Raw genomic sequence first — 19,081 nt, forward strand, 5'->3', positions numbered from 1 at the left:
ACGAATTCACCAAGGGGGAGCCCTCCATGCACGCCATCCGTCTCCACGCCTTCGGCCCGGCCGAGAACCTCACCTACGAGAAGGTCGCGGACCCCGAGCCCGGCCCGGGGCAGGTGCGTATCGCCGTCGCCGCGGCGGGCGTACATCTGCTGGACGCGGCCATCCGCGAGGGCCGTCCGGGGCCCGGACCGGCACCGGAACTGCCCACGATCCCCGGCCGGGAGGTCGCCGGAGTCGTCGAGGCGCTCGGCGAGGACGTCCCCGAGCTCTGGCTCGGCAAGCGGGTCACCGCCCATCTCGGCTTCGTGCCCGGCGGATACGCCGAGTTGGCGGTCACGGAGGTCGAACGGCTGCACGAGATACCGGAGAACCTCGACCACGCCGAGGCCGTGGCGATGATCGGCACAGGCCGTACGGCGATGGGAATCCTCCTCTTCGCCCAACTGGGCCCGGACGACGTGGCCGTGGTCCCGGCCGCGGCCGGCGGCCTCGGCACCCTCCTCGTGCAGTACGCCAAGAACGCGGGCGCCACGGTCGTCGGTCTCGCCGGCGGGCCCGAGAAGACGGCCCGGGTGGCGGCGAACGGCGCCGACCTCGCCGTCGACTACACGGACCCGGCATGGCCGGAGAAGGTCGCCGCGTACCGGGGCAAGGCAACGGTCGTCTTCGACGGAGTCGGCGGGCCAGTGGCACGGGAGTCCGTCGCCCTCCTCGCCCCCGGCGGCAAACACCTCGTCTTCGGCTGGTCGGCGGAGGGCATCAAGAACGGCGAACCGTACATCGTCGAAGGCGTCTCCGAGACGGTCCTGGGCGAGGAGATGAGGCGCCGGGCGGGCGGCCCCGACCCCATCCGCACCCTCGAACTCCGCGCCCTCACCGAGGCCGCGACCGGCCGCCTCACCCCGTCCGTCCACCGCTTCCCCCTCGCCGAGGCCGCCGCCGCCCACCGCGCCCTGGAGAACCGCGGCACAACCGGAAAGGTGGTACTGGAGCCGTGACGTCACCTGCCGCACGGCCCGGCCACGACCTCACCGACACGCCCGACCGCGAGAGCGTCGTCCACGGCTACACCATCGCCCTCTGGTGGGCCCCGGGCACCTCCTCCTCGCGGGCACCATCGCGGCGACCCTGATCACGGCGAAGACCCCGAAGCACGCCCTCGCCCGACAGTGAGGATTGACCACGGCATCGCCCGAAGGCCTACCTCGTCGCCTGACGGACACTTCGGTCGTCCCGGGCGGAAATCGTCGGCCTGCCGGACAACGCCGCGTCGGCCTGCCGGACAACGCCGCATGGCACATGGCCGGTCGGGCGACTGGGACCTCAGGAGGAGTCGACCGTTCCCCCGCGGTGACGCCCCGCGGGCGCGAAAATCCGTACAAGGGCTGTCCGCACCACGGGACGGTCCCCAAGGCCGCGGCGACCGACATCGCGAAGGCGTCCGGCACGGTCTGCCCGCGCGTCCCGCACGACACCATCGAAGGGCGACGCGTTCAGAAGGTCCGGACGGCGCCATTGACGGTGCCGACATTCGCGCCCCCGCTTCTCATGAACGCAAGCCAAAGCCCGCCCACCCGGACCTGTCTCCTTCGGATGTCGTGTTCGGATGTCGTGGCGCAGCGCACAACCCGCCGCCGGCCCGAAAATCCAAAGAAAACGGGGAAAGCGCGCGCGTAGGGTCGCCCGCATGAGCGATGCCATCTCGGTCCCGGAGGAACTGGCCGCCACCCTGGAGATGTTCTTCGACGAGGAGGGCCGGGCCTTCGCCGCATCCCTCCCCGACCTGGCGGCCGACTTCCTGGACCGCTGGGGACTACGCCTCGACGGCCGCCCCATGCACGGCATGTGCGCCCTGGTCCTCCCAGTGATCCACACAGCCGACGGCACCCCGGCGGTCCTCAAGCTCCAGATCCTCGACGCCGAGAGCGAGGGCGAACCGGTCGCCCTGCGCGTCTGGGACGGCGACGGGGCCGTACGGCTCCTGCGGTACGACGACGAAACGGGCACCATGCTGCTCGAACGCCTCGACCCGGCCCGGATGCTGTCCCACCAGCCGGACACCCGCGAGGCCGTCCTGGTCATCGCCCGCCTGCTCGCCCACCTGACCGCCGTACCGGCCCCGCCGACCATGCGCCGCCTGACCGACATCGCGGCCGACATGCTGCACCGCACCCCACCCGTCCTGGCCCGCATCCCCGACGCATCCGACCGCCGCCTGATCGCGGACTGCGCGGCAGCGGTGGGCGAGGTCGTCACCGAACCCGGCGACCGCCTCCTCCACTGGGACCTGCACTTCGACAACGTCCTCGGCGGCGACCGCGCCCCCTGGCTCGCCATCGACCCCAAGCCCCTCGCCGGCGACCCCGCCTTCGAACTCTGGCCGGCCCTCGACAACCGCTTCGACCCCACCGAGGTCCGCTGGCGCTTCGACGCGATGACCGACGTCCTCGCCCTGGACCGCGCCCGAGCCCGCGCCTGGACCTTCGGCCGCCTCCTCCAGAACGCCATCTGGGACATCGAGGAAGGCCGCCCCCTCCAGCCCGACGACCTGGAAATCGCCCGCCGCCTGCGGTGAAGGATCCCGCCAGAGGCAGCCCTACAAGCCGACACACCGGCGGACGATCCTCAACGAGCCAGCCGTAGACCTGCCGCGAAGAGACCGGAGACCGCCGTGAAGCCCCCACAGGGTCGTCGGCGGTATCCGCTGAACGCAGAAACCCCAGGTCAGAAGAGTTCTGACCTGGGGTTCCAGTGGAGCCCCCTGTCGGATTCGAACCGACGACCTTCGCTTTACAAGAGCGGCGCTCTGACCAGCTGAGCTAAGGAGGCATCGCGCACAACAACGCCGTACGCGAAGGCTGCTCCACTGTACACAGAGCAGGTTTCCCCAAACCACGAAGTTCTCCACGCCACACGATTCCAGCAACCGCGCGTAACCATCCGTGCACCCGTTCGTTGATCGATCTGACGTGCTGTTCTGAAGATCGGATCGTCGGGGAGGGGTTCATGGGGGAGTTGGCGGAAAAGGCCAAGCCGAAAGCGGTGAGGGGCGAGGAGGCCAAGCGCATCAAGCGCGAGGCCCTCGGCATCGGCGGTCGCCGCAAGCACCACTCACGCAAGGCGACTCCTATGAAGGGACACGCCAAGGAGCCCGACACCCACCACCGGCTCTACCGGTTCCGCTTCTATCCGACCGTCGAACAGGCCGAGCAGTTGGAGAGGACCTTCGGCGCCTGCCGGTGGGTCTACAACGAGGGCCTGGCCCTGCGGTCAGGGGCATGGGAGCGGCACAGAGTGAATGTGGGGTTCGCGGAGACGTGCCGGGCACTGACCGGCTGGAAGCAGGTCGAGGAGACGGCGTGGCTCAAGGATGTGTCGTCGACCGTGCTCCAGCAGTCTCTGCGCCATCTCGACCAGGCGTTCACTCGCTTCTTCCAAGGTCAGGCGAAGTACCCCGAGCGGAAGAAGAAGGGGCGGTCGAGGGATTCGGCTACCTACGTGCGTACGGGCTTCAGGTGGGTCGAGGACCCGGAGGACCCGGGGACAGGGCTGATCACGCTTGCCAAGCAGTCCGAGCCGCTGGACATTCGCTGGTCGCGGGCGCTGCCTGCCGGAGTGGATCCGGTCCGACTGTCGGTGACGCGTGACCGGGCCGGACGGTACTTCGTGGCCGCGCTCGTGGAGGAGCGGATCGCGCCGCTACCCACCGCCTTCCTACCGGACACACAGGAGCCGAAGGCAGTGGGACTGGATCTGGGACTGGCATCTCTGGTCACTCTCGACAACGGGACGAAGCTCGACCATCCACGCCTGTTGAAGCGGTACGCGGAGAAACTGGCGCGGCTCCAGCGCGAGCTGCACAAGAAGGTGAAGGGATCCAAAAACCGGAACAAGATCAGGCAGAAGATCGCCCGCGTCTACGCGCTCATCAGTGACGTACGCAAGGACATGTTGGACAAGTTCACAACCCGCCTCGTGCGCGAGAACCAAGTGCTCGTGGTGGAGGACCTGTCCATCCTGACCCTGCTTCGTCCGGCACGCGGCAAGGGCCGTCGGCGGAAGGCGAAGCTGAATGAGGCGATCATCGACGCGGGATGGGGTGAGCTGCTGCGGCAGTTGCGCTACAAGTGCGAGTGGTACGGCCGGACGCTGGTGATCGTCGACCGTTTCTTCCCCTCGACACGGCAGTGTTCGGCGTGTCAGGCGAAGGGGCCGAGGATGGACGTCTCGGTGCGGGAGTGGATCTGCGCCGAGTGCGGGGCAGGCCACGATCGAGACGTGAACGCGGCTGTGAACCTCCGGGATGAGGGGATGCGGCTCTATTGGCTGGTGAGGGCCGGCTTGCCGCAGGGAAAGGCGATGCCGTCTGTGATCAAGGCATCGACACTTGCGGAGTGTTTGCTGGCCGCGTAGGAGTGGCCGGTGCGTTACGGACCGATGGGCCGTCGGCCGGAATGCCTGTGGAGCGCGTGTAAGACCGCTCGTACGCAACTCGTCAGGGTTGCGTGTGTGGCGGCAGTGTGCGGTGAAGCAGGAAGCCCAGGGCAGGGCTGGAAGGGGAATGCTCTGCCATCGTCGAGGCGAGGTCAAAAGTCAGCTGCTCTGCCCTTCGAAAATTTCCACGAAGTTCACAGAGCCCCAGGTACTGACAGACCCGGTGAACGGAAGGTACCGTCCTGACCCAATCCACTCCCGTGGACTACACCACCGGCATCGCCCGCGGTGGATCACCACCTTTACAACGGATCGTCCGGCACGTTCCTGCCGGTGAAGGGGGCCTACGACCCATGGCCACAGTCTCGTTCGACAAGGCGACCCGGATCTACCCGGGTTCCACGAAGCCCGCCGTAGACGCGCTCGAAATCGAGATCGAGGACGGCGAGTTCCTCGTTCTGGTCGGCCCGTCCGGTTGCGGCAAGTCCACCTCGCTCCGCATGCTCGCGGGGCTCGAGGACGTCAACGGCGGAGCCATCCGCATCGGTGACCGCGACGTCACGCACCTGCCGCCGAAGGACCGGGACATCGCCATGGTGTTCCAGAACTACGCGCTCTACCCGCACATGTCCGTCGCCGACAACATGGGCTTCGCGCTCAAGATCGCCGGCGTCAACAAGGCGGAGATCCGGCAGAAGGTCGAAGAGGCCGCGAAGATCCTCGACCTCACCGAGTACCTGGACCGCAAGCCGAAGGCCCTCTCCGGTGGTCAGCGCCAGCGAGTCGCCATGGGCCGTGCCATCGTGCGTGAGCCCCAGGTCTTCCTCATGGACGAGCCGCTGTCGAACCTCGACGCCAAGCTCCGTGTCTCGACCCGTACGCAGATCGCGTCCCTGCAGCGCCGCCTCGGCATCACCACCGTCTACGTCACCCACGACCAGGTCGAGGCCATGACGATGGGCGACCGTGTGGCGGTCCTCAAGGACGGTCTGCTCCAGCAGGTCGACACCCCGCGCAACATGTACGACCGCCCGGCCAACCTCTTCGTCGCCGGCTTCATCGGCTCCCCGGCCATGAACCTGGTCGAGGTCCCGATCACCGACGGCGGCGTGAAGTTCGGCAACAGCGTCGTCCCGGTCAACCGTGAGGCCCTCAAGGCCGCCTCCGACAAGGGTGACACCACGGTCACCGTCGGTGTCCGTCCCGAGCACTTCGACATCGTCGAGCACGACGGTGCCGTCGCCTCCTCCCTGTCGAAGGACGCCGACGACGCCCCGGCCGGCCTCGCCGTCACCGTCAACGTCGTCGAGGAGCTCGGCGCCGACGGTTACGTCTACGGCACCGCCGAGGTCGGCGGCGAGACCAAGGACCTCGTGGTCCGCGTCAACGGTCGCCAGGTCCCGGAGAAGGGCGCGACGCTGCACGTCGTGCCGCGTCCGGGCGAGAACCACGTGTTCTCGACCTCCACGGGCGAGCGCCTCTCCGACTGAGCCGGAGCGCGTCCGTCGACGCGACCGTTCGCGAAACCACCGACCCGGGATAAATCACCCAGGTTGACGAAGAAGGCCCCGCAAACATCTGCGGGGCCTTCTTCATTACCGCCCACTACCTCGGCAAATCGGTTTATTTCGACCAGTGTTCGTCAACCCCCTACCCAGAAAACGGCGCTTCAACGTCCCCCATATCGGTGACTCAATGTCGCCATATCACTACCGCACGCTACCCTCTCTCGCGTGAAGCACACCCACACCTACACGCAACGGACGCGGCGCGGCCGCGGCCCCGCCCGCCGGATCGGCCGCTCCCTCGCCCTGGTCCTGCCCGTCGTCCTGGTCCTCTCCGGCACCCTCGCGGTCACCCGGGTCAACTGGTCGGGCTCCGACCCCGCCGAGTCGGTGCTCGCCGCCTCGGAGGTCTCCCCGCGCGCCAAGACCCGAGCCCCGCACGAGGTGCTGCGCGACAAGCTCCTCGTGGAGCTCCAGGAGGAGAACCCGGGGGTCGCCCTCACCCACCTCCAGCAGGCCGTGAACGGCCGCCCCTCGCTGGCGAAGCACTGCACCTCCATCGCCCGCGCCCTCGGCCGCGCCGCGGTCCGCGCCTACGGCCCCACCCGCGCCCAGTCGTACGCCCGCCCGGTCTGCGACACGGCCTTCGCGACAGGAGTGGCCGCCCAGTACAGCTGAGGGCCGCGCAGGGCACCGCTGAAGGCCCCACAAGGCCGTAGAGGAGCCCGGCGGCTCCGAAGGACCCCCAGGGCTCCAGGGCTCGCACCCCCCGTATACCGACCCGTTTCCTCTCCGTATACCGATCCCAGGGCCGTGCTCCCGCGAACGGGGCGCCACGTACAGTTCGGTCATGACCGATCCGAACGCCGCGTCGCGCCCCGTTCAAGCCGTGATCCTCGCCGGTGGCCAGGGCTCCCGGCTGCGCCCGTACACCGATGACCGGCCCAAGCCCATGGTCGAGATTCCCGGCACGGGCACCCCCATCATCGGCCATCAGCTCGGCTGGCTCGCCGAGGAGGGCGTGACCGACGTGGTCGTCTCCTGCGGCCACCTCGCCGACGTCCTGGAGAAGTGGCTGGACTCGGCCGACCTGCCGGTCCGCGTCACCACGGTCGTCGAGACGGAACCCCTCGGCCGAGGCGGAGGCCTCAAGTACGCCGCCTCCCACCTGCCCCACCCCGACCGCCCCTGGTACGCCACCAACGGCGACATCTGGACCCGCTTCTCGCTCCGCGACATGGCGGACTTCCACACCGAACGCGACGCCCTCGCCACCCTCGCCCTGGCCCGCCCCCGCATCCCCTGGGGCGCCGTGAAGACGGACGGCTTCGGCCGCGTCACCGACTTCATCGAGGCCCCGCCGACCACGTACGAGATCAACGCCGGCGTCTACGTCTTCTCCCCCGAGTTCACCGGCCTCCTCCCCGAGCGGGGCGACCACGAACGCACCACCTTCCCCCGCCTGGCCCGAGAACGCCGCCTGGCAGGCTTCCCGATCCCCCAGGGCGCGTACTGGCGGGCAATCGACACGGCGAAGGACCTGACGGAGGCGGCGAAGGAGTTGGCGGCGCTTGGCCGTTAGGGCGCTGGGCCATCAGGCCGCCAGGCAGCCGCCGGTCTTTCCAGGGGCGCGGGGAACCGCGCGACCAGCCACAAACGGCCCGCAGCCGCCACCCCACAACTCCCCCGAGCCATGGGGCGACCCACTCATTCCCGCTCATTCCCTCTCCGCCAGAACACACACCAATGGGCCCCGCACAAACCACATGCGGGGCCCATCTGCATATCGGCGCAGTCGGCGGTGATTACCCGAGCAATCCCCCCACCAACCCAGACTGCCCACCGGAAGAGCTCCCACCCGAACCCCCGGTGGAACCTCCCGACCCTCCGGTCGTACCGCCGGAGGCACCCGCACCCGCACCGGTACCCCCGCTGCTGCTGGGCCCGGCAGTAGTACTCGGCACCTGTTCAACCGGCGAGGACTGCTGCGGCGGCGCCTGCCCCGCCGTCCCCTGCGTCTGACTCGGCTGCCCCCCGGTGACCGCCCCGGTTTCCCGCGTAGCCCCCGGCGTCGTGGCCTCCTGCGAAGGCTGCGCCGAAGTGGCGCCCGCGGTGGGTTCGTTGGACGCGGAGGGACTGTCCTGGCTGTCCTGGCGGCCCTTCGTCGGCTCACCCGGCAGCGGCGACCCCGGCAGTTCGTTGCGCGGCGCCTCGCCGGGCCCGGGGACGACGATCCGGTCGGCGTCCCGCACGGCCCCGCCGAGCATGGACCCCGCCAGCAGCGTCACCCCGACGGCGATCGCGGTGACGAGTGCGCCCCGCCGCAGCACATAGCGTCGCAGCTCCCAGATGTCGGCGCGCGGTCCGAGCCTGCGCCAGGCGCTGCCGGCGAGCCGCGCGTCGACGGAGTACACCGGCGCGCCCGCGATGACCAGCGGGGACCAGGCGGCGAGGTAGATGATGTCGGGCGTCTCGTAGACGGGAACGGTCTTCCAGCTGACGGTGACGAGCAGCGCGGCCGACAGCAGCGCACCGATCCCGGCGGCGACCCGCTGCCACAGTCCGAGGACGGTCAGCACGCCGACGATGACCTGGGCGAAGGCGATGACGAGCCCCGAGCCCACCGGGTGTTCGAGGGCGAACTGCCGCATCGGCTCGGCGACTTCCCACGGGTGCAGCGTGTTCAGCCACTTCACCATGGAGCCGCGCTTGCCGCCGTCGAAGTAGTGCGGGTCGCAGAGCTTGCCCATGCCGGCGTAGATGGAGATGAAGCCTAGGAAGACGCGCAGTGGCAGCAGCACCACGCCCAGGTTCATCCGGCGGCCGGGGTAATAGGCGTGCCGGACGGGCTCGTTGCCGGTCCGGCGCCCGTTCCGCTCGTCCTCGCCGTCGTCGTACGACTCGGCGAACTCCCCGTCGGCGTAGGCGTCCTGGTCGTGGCGCGCCTGGTCGTATCGGGATTCGTCGTTCCGGGGCTCGTCGTACCGGGGCTCGCTGTACTGGGGTTCGTCGTACCGGGGTTCGTCGTACGCGCCGCCGACGCCGCGCATGGCGGGCAGCAGTCGGGTGCCGTCGGGGGTGGCGTGGTCGCCGTGGGTGCGCTGGCTGCCGACGATGGGCGTCTCGACGGTCAGGTCGGCGCCGTAGCGCCCGCTTTCGGTGTCGTAGCCGCCGCTGCCGGGACCGTCGACGCGTGGGATGACCTGGGTCGAGCCGGTGTCGCTCAGGGGGTCGGGGGCCTCGCGGCCGATGCCCGCGCCGCGGACCGCCTGGAGGAGCCGGTGGGCTCCGGTGTCGTCCGGCGCGGACTTCCCGCTCCAGACGACGGGCGCGCGCCGGCGCCCGGCAGCGGGCGCGCCGGACCGGCCCGCCGTGCCCAGGACGGGGATGCGCGTGGTGTCGTCGCTGGCGCTCAAGTGCCGTGCGATGCGCGGGGACGCCCGCGTGGAGGCGCCCAACTGCACGCGGAAGCTCGCGTGGTTGACGATGACCTGCGCCGGATCGCTCGGCACCTTCACCATGCTCAGCGCGGGAGCGTCGTCGAATCCCGAGTCGAATCCCGACGAACGGTCCCCCGTGGGTGTGCGGGGTGTTCTGGTGTCCACACTCAACTAACCGAGTGACGTGTCGTTAGGACACTGCTTTGACCGCCCCGATCTGTCCGGACCCCGTCAAGGTGATCCAGAACCCGCCGAATCCCCGGTCAGGGCCCCTTTTACGCCCGCCGCCGAGCCGCCTCGTACAACACAACTCCCGCCGCGACACCGGCATTCAACGACTCGGCCCCACCGGGCATGGGAATCCGCACGCGGAAGTCGCAGGTCTCGCCGACGAGGCGGGACAGTCCCTTGCCCTCGCTGCCGACCACGATGACGACGGGGCCGTCGAGGGCCTCCAGGTCGCCGATCTCGGACTCGCCGTCGGCGGCGAGGCCGACCACGACGACGCCGGCCTTCTTGTAGGCCTCCAGCGTGCGCGTGAGGTTGGTGCAGCGGGCGACGGGCGTACGGGCGGCCGTGCCGGCGGACGTCTTCCAGGCGCCGGCGGTCATGCCGGCCGCGCGCCGCTCGGGTACGACGACGCCGTGGCCGCCGAAGGCGGAGACGGACCGGACGACGGCGCCGAGGTTGCGCGGGTCGGTCACCCCGTCGAGGGCGACGATCAGCGGGTCCTCGCCCTCGTCGAACGCGGCGTTCACCAGGTCCTCCGGGTGCGCGTACTCGTACGGCGGGACCTGGAGGACGAGCCCTTGGTGGTTGAGCCCGTTGGTCATCCGGTCCAGCTCGGGCCGCGGCGCCTCCATGAGGTTGATGCCGCCGCGCTCGGCCGCGAGTTGCAGCGCCTCACGCACCCGCTCGTCGTTGTCGATGAACTGCTGGACGTAGAGCGTCGAGGCGGGCACGCCCTCGCGCAGCGCCTCGACGACGGGGTTGCGTCCGACGACCATCTCGGACGTGCCCTTGCCGCCCCGGCGCGCCACGGGGCGGCGCGCGGCCTGCTTCGCCTTGGCGTTCGCGATGCGGTTCGCCTTGTGCTTCTTGCGCATCTCGGCGGGCGGCGTCGGGCCCCTGCCCTCGAGCCCCTTGCGTCGCTGGCCGCCACTGCCGACCTGCGCGCCCTTCTTGCCGGACATGCGGCGGTTGTTAGCGGCCATGACCTACCCGTCTCCTGAAGCGTTCGTACGTACGTCCGCGTGTTTCGGCGTACGTCTGTGAAGTGTCGTCTATGCAGTGTGCCGCCCGGATGGCCGGGCGGCACAATCGATCAAGGTGATCGGCGAGAAGTCAGCGCGGTCCGAGCGTCCAGCGCGGCCCGTCCGGACCGTCCTCGATGACCAGACCCGACTGGTTGAGGTGGTCGCGGATGGCGTCCGCGGTGGCCCAGTCCTTGCGGGCGCGGGCGGCCTCGCGCTGCTGGAGGACCAGCCCGACGAGCGTGTCGACGACGCCGTGCAGGTCCTCGCCGCGGTCGCCGCCGTCCCCGGCCCAGTGCGGGTCCAGTGGATCGAGGCCGAGCACGGCGAGCATGGCCCGCACCTCGGCGAGCCGCGCCACGGCCGCTTCCTTGTCGTCGGCGGCCAGCGCGCTGTTGCCCTGCCGGACCGTGGTGTGCACGACGGCGAGCGCCTGCGGCACCCCGAGGTCGTCGTCCATCGCCTCGGCGAACGCGGGCGGCACCTCGGCCGCGGGCTCCACGACCCCGCCGGCCTTCTCGGCGACCCGCTGGATGAACCCCTCGATACGGGCGAACGCCGACTCGGCCTCGCGCAGGGCGTCCTCGCTGTACTCGATCATCGACCGGTAGTGCGGGGTGCCCAGGTAGTACCGGAGCACGATGGGCCGCCAGTGCTTGACCATCTCGCTCACGAGCACCGAGTTGCCCAGGGACTTGGACATCTTCTCGCCACTCATGGTGACCCAGGCGTTGTGCACCCAGTACTTGGCGAACTCGTCGCCGAAGGCCTTGGCCTGCGCGATCTCGTTCTCGTGGTGCGGGAAGATCAGGTCGAGGCCGCCGCCGTGGATGTCGAAGGCGCTGCCCAGGTACTTGTGCGCCATGGCCGAGCACTCCAGGTGCCAGCCCGGCCGCCCCCGGCCCCAGGGCGTCTCCCAGGTCGGCTCTCCGGGCTTCGCCGACTTCCACATGGCGAAGTCACGCGGATCGCGCTTCCCCGTCTCGCCCTCCCCGGAAGGCTGGAGAAGGTTGTCGAGTTCCTGGTTGGACAGCTGCAGATACTCCGGGAACGACCGCACGTCGAAGTACACGTTCCCGTCGGCCTCGTACGCGTGTCCGCGCTCGATCAGCCCGCGCATCATCTCGACCATCTCGGTCACGTGCCCGGTGGCCCGTGGCTCGTAGGTCGGCGGCAGGCAACCGAGCGCGCTGTAGCCGTCGTTGAACGCGCGCTCGTTCTCGTAGCCGATCGACCACCACGGGCGGCCCTGGTCGGCCGCCTTCGTGATGATCTTGTCGTCGATGTCCGTGACATTCCGGACGAACGTCACGTCGTACCCGCGGTACTCGAACCACCGGCGCATGATGTCGAAGTTGAGCCCCGACCGGATGTGCCCGATGTGCGGGGCCGCCTGCACCGTGGCGCCACACAGGTAGATCGAGACACAACCCGGCGCGAGCGGGGCGAAGTCACGAATCTGCCGGGCGCTGGTGTCGTACAGGCGAATAGTCACGAGTCCCAGGGTAGTAGGCCAGCGCCGATGCCCCGAGCCCTTCACCCCAAGGACCACAGATTCGTGACGTATGCGCGCCCCGCCCCAGGGGCCGCGGGTCCAGAAGGGGCGGGAAAACCGCGGCTCAGCCCACCCGCACGACAAGCGCCGTGGCGACCGCCATCAGCCCCTCGCCCCGTCCCGGAAACCCCAGCCCGTCCGTGGTCGCCCCGGACACCGAAACCGGCGCCCCCACGACCTCCGAAAGCACCTTCTGCGCCTCGTCCCGCCGCTTCCCGATCTTCGGACGAGGCCCCACGACCTGGACAGCCACATTGCCGATGGCGAACCCCGCGGCCCGCACGATCCGCGCCGCCTCCGCCAGCAACGTCACCCCGGACGCCCCGGACCACTCCGGCCGCCCCGTCCCGAAGTGCTGCCCGAGATCACCGAGACCGGCGGCGGAGAACAGCGCGTTGCACGCCGCGTGCGCCACGACGTCCGCGTCGGAGTGCCCGGCCAGCCCCGGCCCCTCCCCCTCCCACTTCAGCCCGGCACACCACAGCTCCCGCCCCTCCTCGAAGGCGTGGATGTCGGTACCGATCCCGACCTGCGGCACCACCACGGAACCCGGCACCGGTGCCGTCTCAGAACCCATCGTTCAGCCTCCTGCGCGCCAGAACCGCCTCCGCGAGCACCAGATCCAACGGCCGCGTCACCTTGAACGCCTCCTCGTGGCCGGGCACGACCACGACGCCCAGCCCGAGCCGCTCCACCATGCTCGCGTCGTCGGTCACCTCCCCGGTGACCGTGTCGTGCGCCCGGACCAGGGTCGCCCGGTCGAATCCCTGCGGCGTCTGCACTGCCCGCAGCCGCGCCCGCTCCGGCGTGGCGACGACCGGCTCCGGCGCCCCCGGCGCGTCCGCCGGCTCGACCTCCTTGACCGTGTCGGCGAGCGGCAGCGCGGGCACCACGGCCGGCGCCCCGTCCCGTACGGCCTCGATGACGGCGTCGACCGTGTCGACGGGCACGAGCGGACGCGCCGCGTCGTGCACCAGCACGATGTCGTAGCCGGGCGGAAGCGCGTCGAGGCCGAGCTTCACCGACTCCTGCCGCGACTCACCTCCGGGGACGACGAGGAAGTCGGTCCGCTCGGGCAGCGCGTGCGCGTCGAGCAGGGTCTTGACCTCGGGGGCGCCGTCGGGCGGTGCCACGACGACCACCAGGGAGACGGCACGGGACGCGGCCATGGCCCGCGCCGCGTGGATCAGCATCGGAGTGCCGTTCAGCGCGCGTAGCGCTTTGGGGGCGCCCGGACCGAGGCGTACGCCCCGGCCGGCGGCCGGAATCACGGCCGCTGTACGTGTCCCCGTACTGGTTCCGGAAGGCGAAGGGCGCGAATCGTCAGACATCGGTTCCTGTCAGGTTTGTGTGCTCGGCATACGTGGGTATGGCCACAGCGTGCCGGGCGCGACACCTTGACCGGACCCTTCCGTGACATCTGGTCGAGCCAGCTGCCCGGGCCCGGCACGCCAAGTACGAGTACTTGTACTGATGAGTACCGGGGCACGCCAAGTATCGGGGACCCCATTCCGGCGTACGGCATCTGGGCACGAACATGCCGCAGCGCCCGGCGACAATACATACGTCATCGGGCACCGCGGCATTTCAATGTGCTGCGCTGAACGGCTGAGCGGGCTGGCTGCCTGCCTCAGAAGTCAGTTCAGGACGCGAGGACCTCGTCGAGCAGGGCCTCGGCCTTGTCCTCGTTCGTGTTCTCCGCGAGGGCGAGCTCGCTCACCAGGATCTGGCGGGCCTTGGCGAGCATGCGCTTCTCACCGGCGGACAGTCCGCGCTCACGCTCACGACGCCACAGGTCACGCACGACTTCCGCGACCTTGATGACATCGCCGGAGGCGAGCTTCTCCAGATTTGCCTTGTAGCGACGCGACCAGTTCGTGGGCTCCTCGGCATACGGTGCGCGCAGCACCTCGAAGACCCGGTCCAGGCCGTCCTGACCGACCACATCACGTACGCCGACGAACTCCGCATTGTCCGCTGGCACACGCACTGTCAGGTCACCCTGAGCGACCTTGAGCACCAAGTAGGTCTTGTCCACGCCTTTGATCTGGCGAGTTTCGATGGCCTCGATCAGCGCGGCCCCGTGATGGGGATAGACCACGGTGTCGCCAACCTTGAACGTCATGTGACAGGTACCCCTTCCGTGGCTATCCAGGGTAACACGGAAACGGCGGGTTCTGAATGGCGTTTTCGCAGGTCAGGGCATATCTCGGGGCTTGACAACAGCAACAGGAACGTGCTGCGGGGGCCGAACGGAAGTGGGTATTCGCAGGTCGGAGCGGCTCTCCGGGCGGAGTGAAACGCGTACCGTACACGCATCCGGAGGGCTCCACGAGCAACTGAACGTCCCGCTTTGTCCGACTCCAAGTGTGCGACTTCCGTTACTCCGTTCGGTGAGTGGAGTCGGGTACGAGACGAATCCGGAATTGATCAAGGAGTTCGATCTCGGGGGGATGTTCCGCCGTTACCGGATCGTGTTCCTGCGCCGTTCTGCCGGGTGATCGATTTTCCGTGGTGCTCCGCATTCCTTACCGGAAATCCGGGACGGCGGCGAAGGGATCGACGGCGGTATCGATGGTGGTTATGTGAATGCCGGACGAGCGTGGGTCGGGCGTCCGGTCAATTGCTTCCCGTGACTTGTCGGGGGCTTGGGGAGGGTCGGGTGCGACGGCGGCGGAACGGCTCGGTAACCTGAGCCCGCCACAGACCATGTACCGCCCACGTTCAAGGAGATGCCGCCGCCGTGAGCAGCAGCCTTCGACGCGGCGCCCTCGCCGCCGCCGCCCTCGCGTTCTCGATCGCCTCACTCGCCGCGTGCGCCGCCGGCAGCAATGCCCAGACGCTGGAGATCAAGCCGGACAACGCGGCCACCAGCGTCGGCGACATCAAGATCCAGAACGCGATCGTGGTCACCCAGCCGGGTACCGAGACCAAGGGCCCGGCCGTCGTCTCCGCGACCGTGTTCAACACCAACCCCAAGACCGACCAGACCCTGGACTCCATCACCGTGGAGGGCGCCGGCACCGCCGAGATCACGCCGGTCAAGGGCGAGGGCAAGGGCGGCAAGGTCGTCATCCCGGCCGGCGGCTCCGTGGTCCTCGGCGGCGAGGGCAACGCCTCCGCGGTCCTGGCGGACGTCTCCGACGCGGTCAAGGACGGCAACGCCCAGCAGGTCACCTTCGACTTCAGCGAGACCGGCGAGGTCGGCCTGCGCGCCTTCGTCGTGCCCGCCGAGCACTACTTCGAGAAGTGGGGCCCGACCGACATCCCCGAGGCTCCCGCCACGAGCGCCTCGCCGTCCGAGGAGACCACCGGCTCCCCGTCTCCGTCCGGCACGGGCTCGCCGTCCCCCGACGAGGGCACCGTCGAGGAGGAGGGCACCGCCGCCGGCTCGACGGCCTCCCCGGCCACCTCGGCCGCGGAGTCCCAGGAGTCTTCCGCTCACTGAGGTACGTACACCTACGCCGAAGGGCGGCACCCCGGCCGGGGTGCCGCCCTTCGGCGTAGGACGAGCGCGTGGTCGCGGGTCCATGGCTCCGAGTCGGTTTACGGCTCGAACTTGTACCCCAGGCCACGCACCGTCACCAAGTACCGCGGCGCACCCGGGTCCGGCTCGATCTTGGCGCGGAGGCGCTTGACGTGGACGTCGAGGGTCTTGGTGTCACCGACGTAGTCGGCGCCCCAGACTCTGTCGATGAGCTGCATACGGGTCAGGACGCGGCCCGCGTTTCGCAGCAGCATTTCGAGCAGGTCGAACTCCTTGAGGGGGAGATCGACCTTGGAGCCCGAGACAGTGACCACGTGACGGTCGACGTCCATGCGGACGGGGCCGGCCTCCAGCGCGGCCGGGGTGACCTCCTCGGGCTCACCGCGGCGGCGCAGTACGGCCCGGATACGGGCAACGAGTTCGCGGGAGGAGAAGGGCTTGGTGACATAGTCATCGGCTCCTATTTCCAGGCCCACGACCTTGTCGATCTCGCTATCCTTGGCGGTGACCATGATCACCGGGACATTGGAGCGGCCGCGCAGCTGACGGCAGACCTCGGTGCCCGGCAGGCCGGGCAGCATCAGGTCGAGGAGGACGAGGTCGGCTCCGTTGCGCTCGAACTCGTCGAGACCGTCGGGCCCGGTGGTCGCGATGGCGACCTCGAAGCCCTCTTTGCGGAGCATGTAGGACAGGGCGTCGGAGAAGGACTCCTCGTCCTCGACGACGAGCACTCGGGTCACGGAAGGACCTCCGGGGCGGGAAGCGGTTCATACGGGGATGGGTCGGTGTGAGGCTGTCCGTCCTCGGCGTCGAGGTCCGGGTGCTGGGCCGCGCGGTCGCGGGACGCGCCCGCCTCCGGCAGCCTGAGGGTGAACGTGGAGCCCTGTCCCTCTGAGCTCCACACCGTGACCTCCCCGCCGTGCGAGGCGGCCACGTGCTTGACGATCGCGAGACCGAGACCCGTACCGCCGGTCTGGCGGGAACGGGCCGGGTCCACGCGGTAGAAGCGCTCGAAGATGCGCTCCTTGTCCCTCTCCGAGATGCCGATGCCCTGGTCGGTCACGGCGATCTCGATATGGTCCCCGCCGGGCGCGCTGACCCGTCGGGCGGCTATGCCGACGCGGGTGCGGGCCGGGGAGTAGTTGACGGCGTTCTCGACGAGGTTGCCGAGGGCGGCGGCGAGCTGCCCGCGGTTGCCCCAGACGTGCAGCTCGGCGGTGCCGCCCGCCCGTCGCCCGCCACCCTGCTCGTGCCCTTCGGGCGCCCCCATGTTCGAAGCCATGGTGATCTGCTTGGTGCCGGCCTGGTGGCGGCAGCGGTCGACGGCCTCGGCGACCAGCTCGTCCACGCGCACCGGCTCGGCGTCCTCCAGCGGGTCGTCGTTCTGCACCCGGGAGAGGTCGATGAGCTCCTGCACGAGGTTGGTGAGGCGGGTGGCCTCGATCTGCATCCGCCCGGCGAACCGCTCCACCGCCTCGGGGTCGTCCGACGCCCCCATGACGGCCTCCGAGAGGAGGGAGAGGGCCCCGACCGGCGTCTTCAGCTCATGGCTGACGTTGGCGACGAAGTCGCGGCGGACGGCCTCTATGCGGCGGGCCTCGGTGAGGTCCTCGACGAGGAGCAGCACGAGCCGGGAGCCCAGGGGTGCGACACGCGCGGAGACGGCGAGCGCCTCGCCGCGTCCCGTGCCGCGCCGGGGCAGATCCAGCTCGACCTGTCGTATCTCGCCGTCCCGGCGGGTGTCGCGCGCCATCTTCGACATCGGCTCGACGGCGAGTTTCCCACCGCGCACCAGCCCGAGGGCGTACGCGGCGGAGCTGGCCTTGACGACGGCGTCGGCCTCGTCGAGCACGACCGCGGAGGAGCGCAGTACGGACAGCACGGTGTCGACGCCCGGCGGAAGCACCGGGTCGGTGTGCAGGGAGGTCCTGGTGGGACGCTTCTGCTCGCGCTCGCTGACGCGGAACGCCAGCATGGCGATGACGCCGGTAAGCACTCCGGCGATCGCTGCCGCTGCGGCGACAGCCGCGTTCACGTCCATGCATCCAGGTTAGGCACGAGGTCGGACATCCCCACAGCGGTCGGAGGGCGACCTCGAACACTCGTCGCCCAGAGTTCACCTTGGAGCCAGTATTGGTTCATTTGGGGTGGCGGAAACGGACGCGTACGGCCCGGAACGTGGGAGCGTGGGGTTCGTCCGGGACCCCGGTCACCGTTCATTCGGTCGCCCTGGCCTGGCGGAACGGCTTTCGGCACGGCTTTTCTGGTTACCCACGAGCAGAAGTACGTAAGAGAGGGACACACTGATGCGGGACGCGTACCACGAGGAACTTGACTCGATCGGTGAGGGCCTGGTCGAGATGGCCCGGCTGGTGGGGTCGGCGATCGGACGCGCCACGACGGCGATGCTCGACTCCGACCTGAAGCTGGCCGAGAGCGTGATCGAGGCCGACAAGAAGGTCGACGACCTGCAGCACGACCTGGAGGCTCGCGCGATAGCCCTGCTGGCGCGGCAGCAGCCGGTGGCCACGGACCTCCGTATCGTCGTGACCTCGCTGCGCATGTCGGCCGACCTGGAGCGCTCCGGCGACCTCGCCCAGCATGTGGCCAAGCTGACCCGGCTCCGCTTCCCCGACCGCACGGTCCCGGGCGACCTGCACGCCACGATCCTGGAGATGGGCCAGCTCGCGCAGCGTCTGATGGCCAAGGCCGCCGAGGTCATCATCACCAAGGACGTCGACCTCGCGCTCCAGTTGGAGACGGACGACGACGCGATGGACCTCCTCCACCGCGCTCTCTTCCAGCACCTCATGGACGACCGCTGGCAGCACGGCATCGAGACCGCCGTCGACGTCACTCTCCTCGGCCGCTACTACGAGCGCTTCGCCGACCACGCGGTGTCCGTCGCCAAGCGCGTGGTGTACCTGGTGACGGGCGAGCACGCGGACGAGCTGCAGGCGGACATCCAGCCGGTCACTGGGGTGGAAGGGGCGTAGGGCTGCGGCGGGGCAGGGCTGAGGGCGGGCTCCGGAGCCTCCGGCGGTCGATTGTCCGGCTGCTCGACGCTCCCGGCGCCTGGTGCTCCGTCGGGGCGTGTGGACGCCTCTGTGCGCCGTTGATGCGCCCGGCTGAACGGGCATGCAATGGGGCAATCCAATGGGCACAGGCACCAGCCTTCGAGGAGGGACCATGGCCGAATCCCCCGCCAGCCCCAGCACGCCGGACCCGACGCGGGTACGGGACACGCATCAACCCGCCGACATCAAGATCCTGCCTCTTGTCGGCGCCTGCGGCTGCGGCTCCGGATGTGCGTGCGGGTGCCAGTCCGGCAACCCGTGCCAGTGCGGCTGACCGGCACACGGCTGCTTTCGTAGGCATTTTCGTACGTGGGAGAAGGGGGCTGTCGC

General features: G+C 69.6%; 17 protein-coding genes and 1 tRNA gene. 9 read left to right on the forward strand and 9 right to left on the reverse strand.

Translation table 11 applies throughout. The annotated features are described in order from the left end of the window. Positions 1-26: 26 nt before the first annotated feature. The 3 genes from JIX55_RS24040 (at position 27) to JIX55_RS24050 (ending at position 2,575) form a co-directional block, all read left to right on the forward strand. A complete protein-coding gene (locus tag JIX55_RS24040) occupies positions 27-998 on the forward strand; it encodes a zinc-binding dehydrogenase (protein WP_257565384.1) in 972 nt (323 codons plus the stop codon). Beyond that, positions 995-1,132, forward strand: coding sequence for a hypothetical protein (locus tag JIX55_RS24045; RefSeq protein WP_257565385.1), 138 nt, complete (start codon positions 995-997; stop codon positions 1,130-1,132). The genes JIX55_RS24040 and JIX55_RS24045 overlap by 4 nt, the downstream gene beginning before the upstream one ends. Positions 1,133-1,687: 555 nt before the next feature. Then, the gene (locus JIX55_RS24050) at positions 1,688-2,575 is read left to right on the forward strand and encodes an aminoglycoside phosphotransferase family protein (protein ID WP_257565386.1); all 888 of its coding nucleotides are present in this window, start codon (positions 1,688-1,690) and stop codon (positions 2,573-2,575) included. Positions 2,576-2,752: 177 nt separating this feature from the next. Here the strand turns inward: JIX55_RS24050 and JIX55_RS24055 are convergent. Beyond that, positions 2,753-2,829: transfer RNA gene (locus JIX55_RS24055), tRNA-Thr, on the reverse strand. A gap of 177 nt (positions 2,830-3,006) precedes the next feature. Between JIX55_RS24055 and JIX55_RS24060 the strand changes: the two genes are divergently transcribed. The 4 genes from JIX55_RS24060 to JIX55_RS24075 all read left to right on the forward strand — a co-directional run bounded on the left by JIX55_RS24060 (position 3,007) and on the right by JIX55_RS24075 (position 7,521). Then, entirely contained in the window at positions 3,007-4,413 is a 1,407-nt protein-coding gene (locus JIX55_RS24060) for an RNA-guided endonuclease InsQ/TnpB family protein (RefSeq protein WP_257565387.1), read from the forward strand. 374 nt (positions 4,414-4,787) lie between these two features. Beyond that, complete coding sequence (locus tag JIX55_RS24065) at positions 4,788-5,924, forward strand: ABC transporter ATP-binding protein (RefSeq protein WP_257565388.1); 1,137 nt, start codon at positions 4,788-4,790, stop codon at positions 5,922-5,924. A gap of 243 nt (positions 5,925-6,167) precedes the next feature. Next, the gene (locus tag JIX55_RS24070) at positions 6,168-6,617 is read left to right on the forward strand and encodes a hypothetical protein (RefSeq protein ID WP_257565389.1); all 450 of its coding nucleotides are present in this window, start codon (positions 6,168-6,170) and stop codon (positions 6,615-6,617) included. 172 nt (positions 6,618-6,789) lie between these two features. Further along, positions 6,790-7,521 carry a nucleotidyltransferase family protein gene (locus tag JIX55_RS24075; protein ID WP_257565390.1) on the forward strand — a complete coding sequence of 244 codons (732 nt, stop codon included), beginning with the start codon at positions 6,790-6,792 and terminating at the stop codon, positions 7,519-7,521. Between the two features lie 223 nt (positions 7,522-7,744). Here the strand turns inward: JIX55_RS24075 and JIX55_RS24080 are convergent, their stop codons facing one another. From JIX55_RS24080 to JIX55_RS24105, 6 genes are all read right to left on the reverse strand, one after another. After that, on the reverse strand, positions 7,745-9,544 hold the full coding sequence (locus JIX55_RS24080; RefSeq protein WP_257565391.1) for a DoxX family protein: 1,800 nt from the start codon (positions 9,542-9,544) through the stop codon (positions 7,745-7,747). A 110-nt stretch (positions 9,545-9,654) separates the two neighbouring features. Continuing rightward, positions 9,655-10,593: a 23S rRNA (guanosine(2251)-2'-O)-methyltransferase RlmB gene (rlmB, locus tag JIX55_RS24085; protein ID WP_257565392.1), complete on the reverse strand. Its 939-nt coding sequence runs from the start codon at positions 10,591-10,593 to the stop codon at positions 9,655-9,657. Between the two features lie 130 nt (positions 10,594-10,723). After that, complete coding sequence (gene cysS, locus JIX55_RS24090; protein WP_257565393.1) at positions 10,724-12,127, reverse strand: cysteine--tRNA ligase; 1,404 nt, start codon at positions 12,125-12,127, stop codon at positions 10,724-10,726. A 124-nt stretch (positions 12,128-12,251) separates the two neighbouring features. Continuing rightward, positions 12,252-12,764 (reverse strand): 2-C-methyl-D-erythritol 2,4-cyclodiphosphate synthase, encoded by a 513-nt coding sequence (gene ispF / locus JIX55_RS24095; protein ID WP_257565394.1) that lies wholly within the window; start codon positions 12,762-12,764, stop codon positions 12,252-12,254. Continuing rightward, the gene (gene ispD / locus JIX55_RS24100) at positions 12,754-13,518 is read right to left on the reverse strand and encodes a 2-C-methyl-D-erythritol 4-phosphate cytidylyltransferase (protein ID WP_257565395.1); all 765 of its coding nucleotides are present in this window, start codon (positions 13,516-13,518) and stop codon (positions 12,754-12,756) included. Before ispD ends, ispF begins: the two co-directional genes overlap by 11 nt. Before the next feature lie 311 nt (positions 13,519-13,829). Continuing rightward, positions 13,830-14,312 (reverse strand): CarD family transcriptional regulator, encoded by a 483-nt coding sequence (locus JIX55_RS24105; protein ID WP_003953493.1) that lies wholly within the window; start codon positions 14,310-14,312, stop codon positions 13,830-13,832. A 618-nt stretch (positions 14,313-14,930) separates the two neighbouring features. On the opposite strand from JIX55_RS24105, the gene JIX55_RS24110 reads away from it, so the two are divergent. Further along, positions 14,931-15,635: a copper chaperone PCu(A)C gene (locus JIX55_RS24110; protein WP_257565396.1), complete on the forward strand. Its 705-nt coding sequence runs from the start codon at positions 14,931-14,933 to the stop codon at positions 15,633-15,635. 98 nt (positions 15,636-15,733) lie between these two features. On the opposite strand, the gene JIX55_RS24115 is transcribed toward JIX55_RS24110, so the two are convergent. Together JIX55_RS24115 and JIX55_RS24120 are read right to left on the reverse strand one after the other, a co-directional pair. Beyond that, entirely contained in the window at positions 15,734-16,414 is a 681-nt protein-coding gene (locus tag JIX55_RS24115; RefSeq protein ID WP_009340348.1) for a response regulator transcription factor, read from the reverse strand. Further along, on the reverse strand, positions 16,411-17,715 hold the full coding sequence (locus JIX55_RS24120) for a sensor histidine kinase (RefSeq protein ID WP_257565397.1): 1,305 nt from the start codon (positions 17,713-17,715) through the stop codon (positions 16,411-16,413). The genes JIX55_RS24115 and JIX55_RS24120 overlap by 4 nt, the downstream gene beginning before the upstream one ends. 265 nt (positions 17,716-17,980) lie before the next feature. Here JIX55_RS24120 and phoU point away from each other — a divergent pair, with 265 nt between their 5' ends. Beyond that, positions 17,981-18,670, forward strand: a complete 690-nt coding sequence (gene phoU, locus JIX55_RS24125) for a phosphate signaling complex protein PhoU (RefSeq protein WP_257565398.1) — start codon at positions 17,981-17,983, stop codon at positions 18,668-18,670. Positions 18,671-19,081 lie beyond the last annotated feature (411 nt).

The sequence above is a fragment of the Streptomyces sp. DSM 40750 genome (assembly GCF_024612035.1).
Taxonomy (GTDB): Bacteria; Actinomycetota; Actinomycetes; order Streptomycetales; family Streptomycetaceae; genus Streptomyces.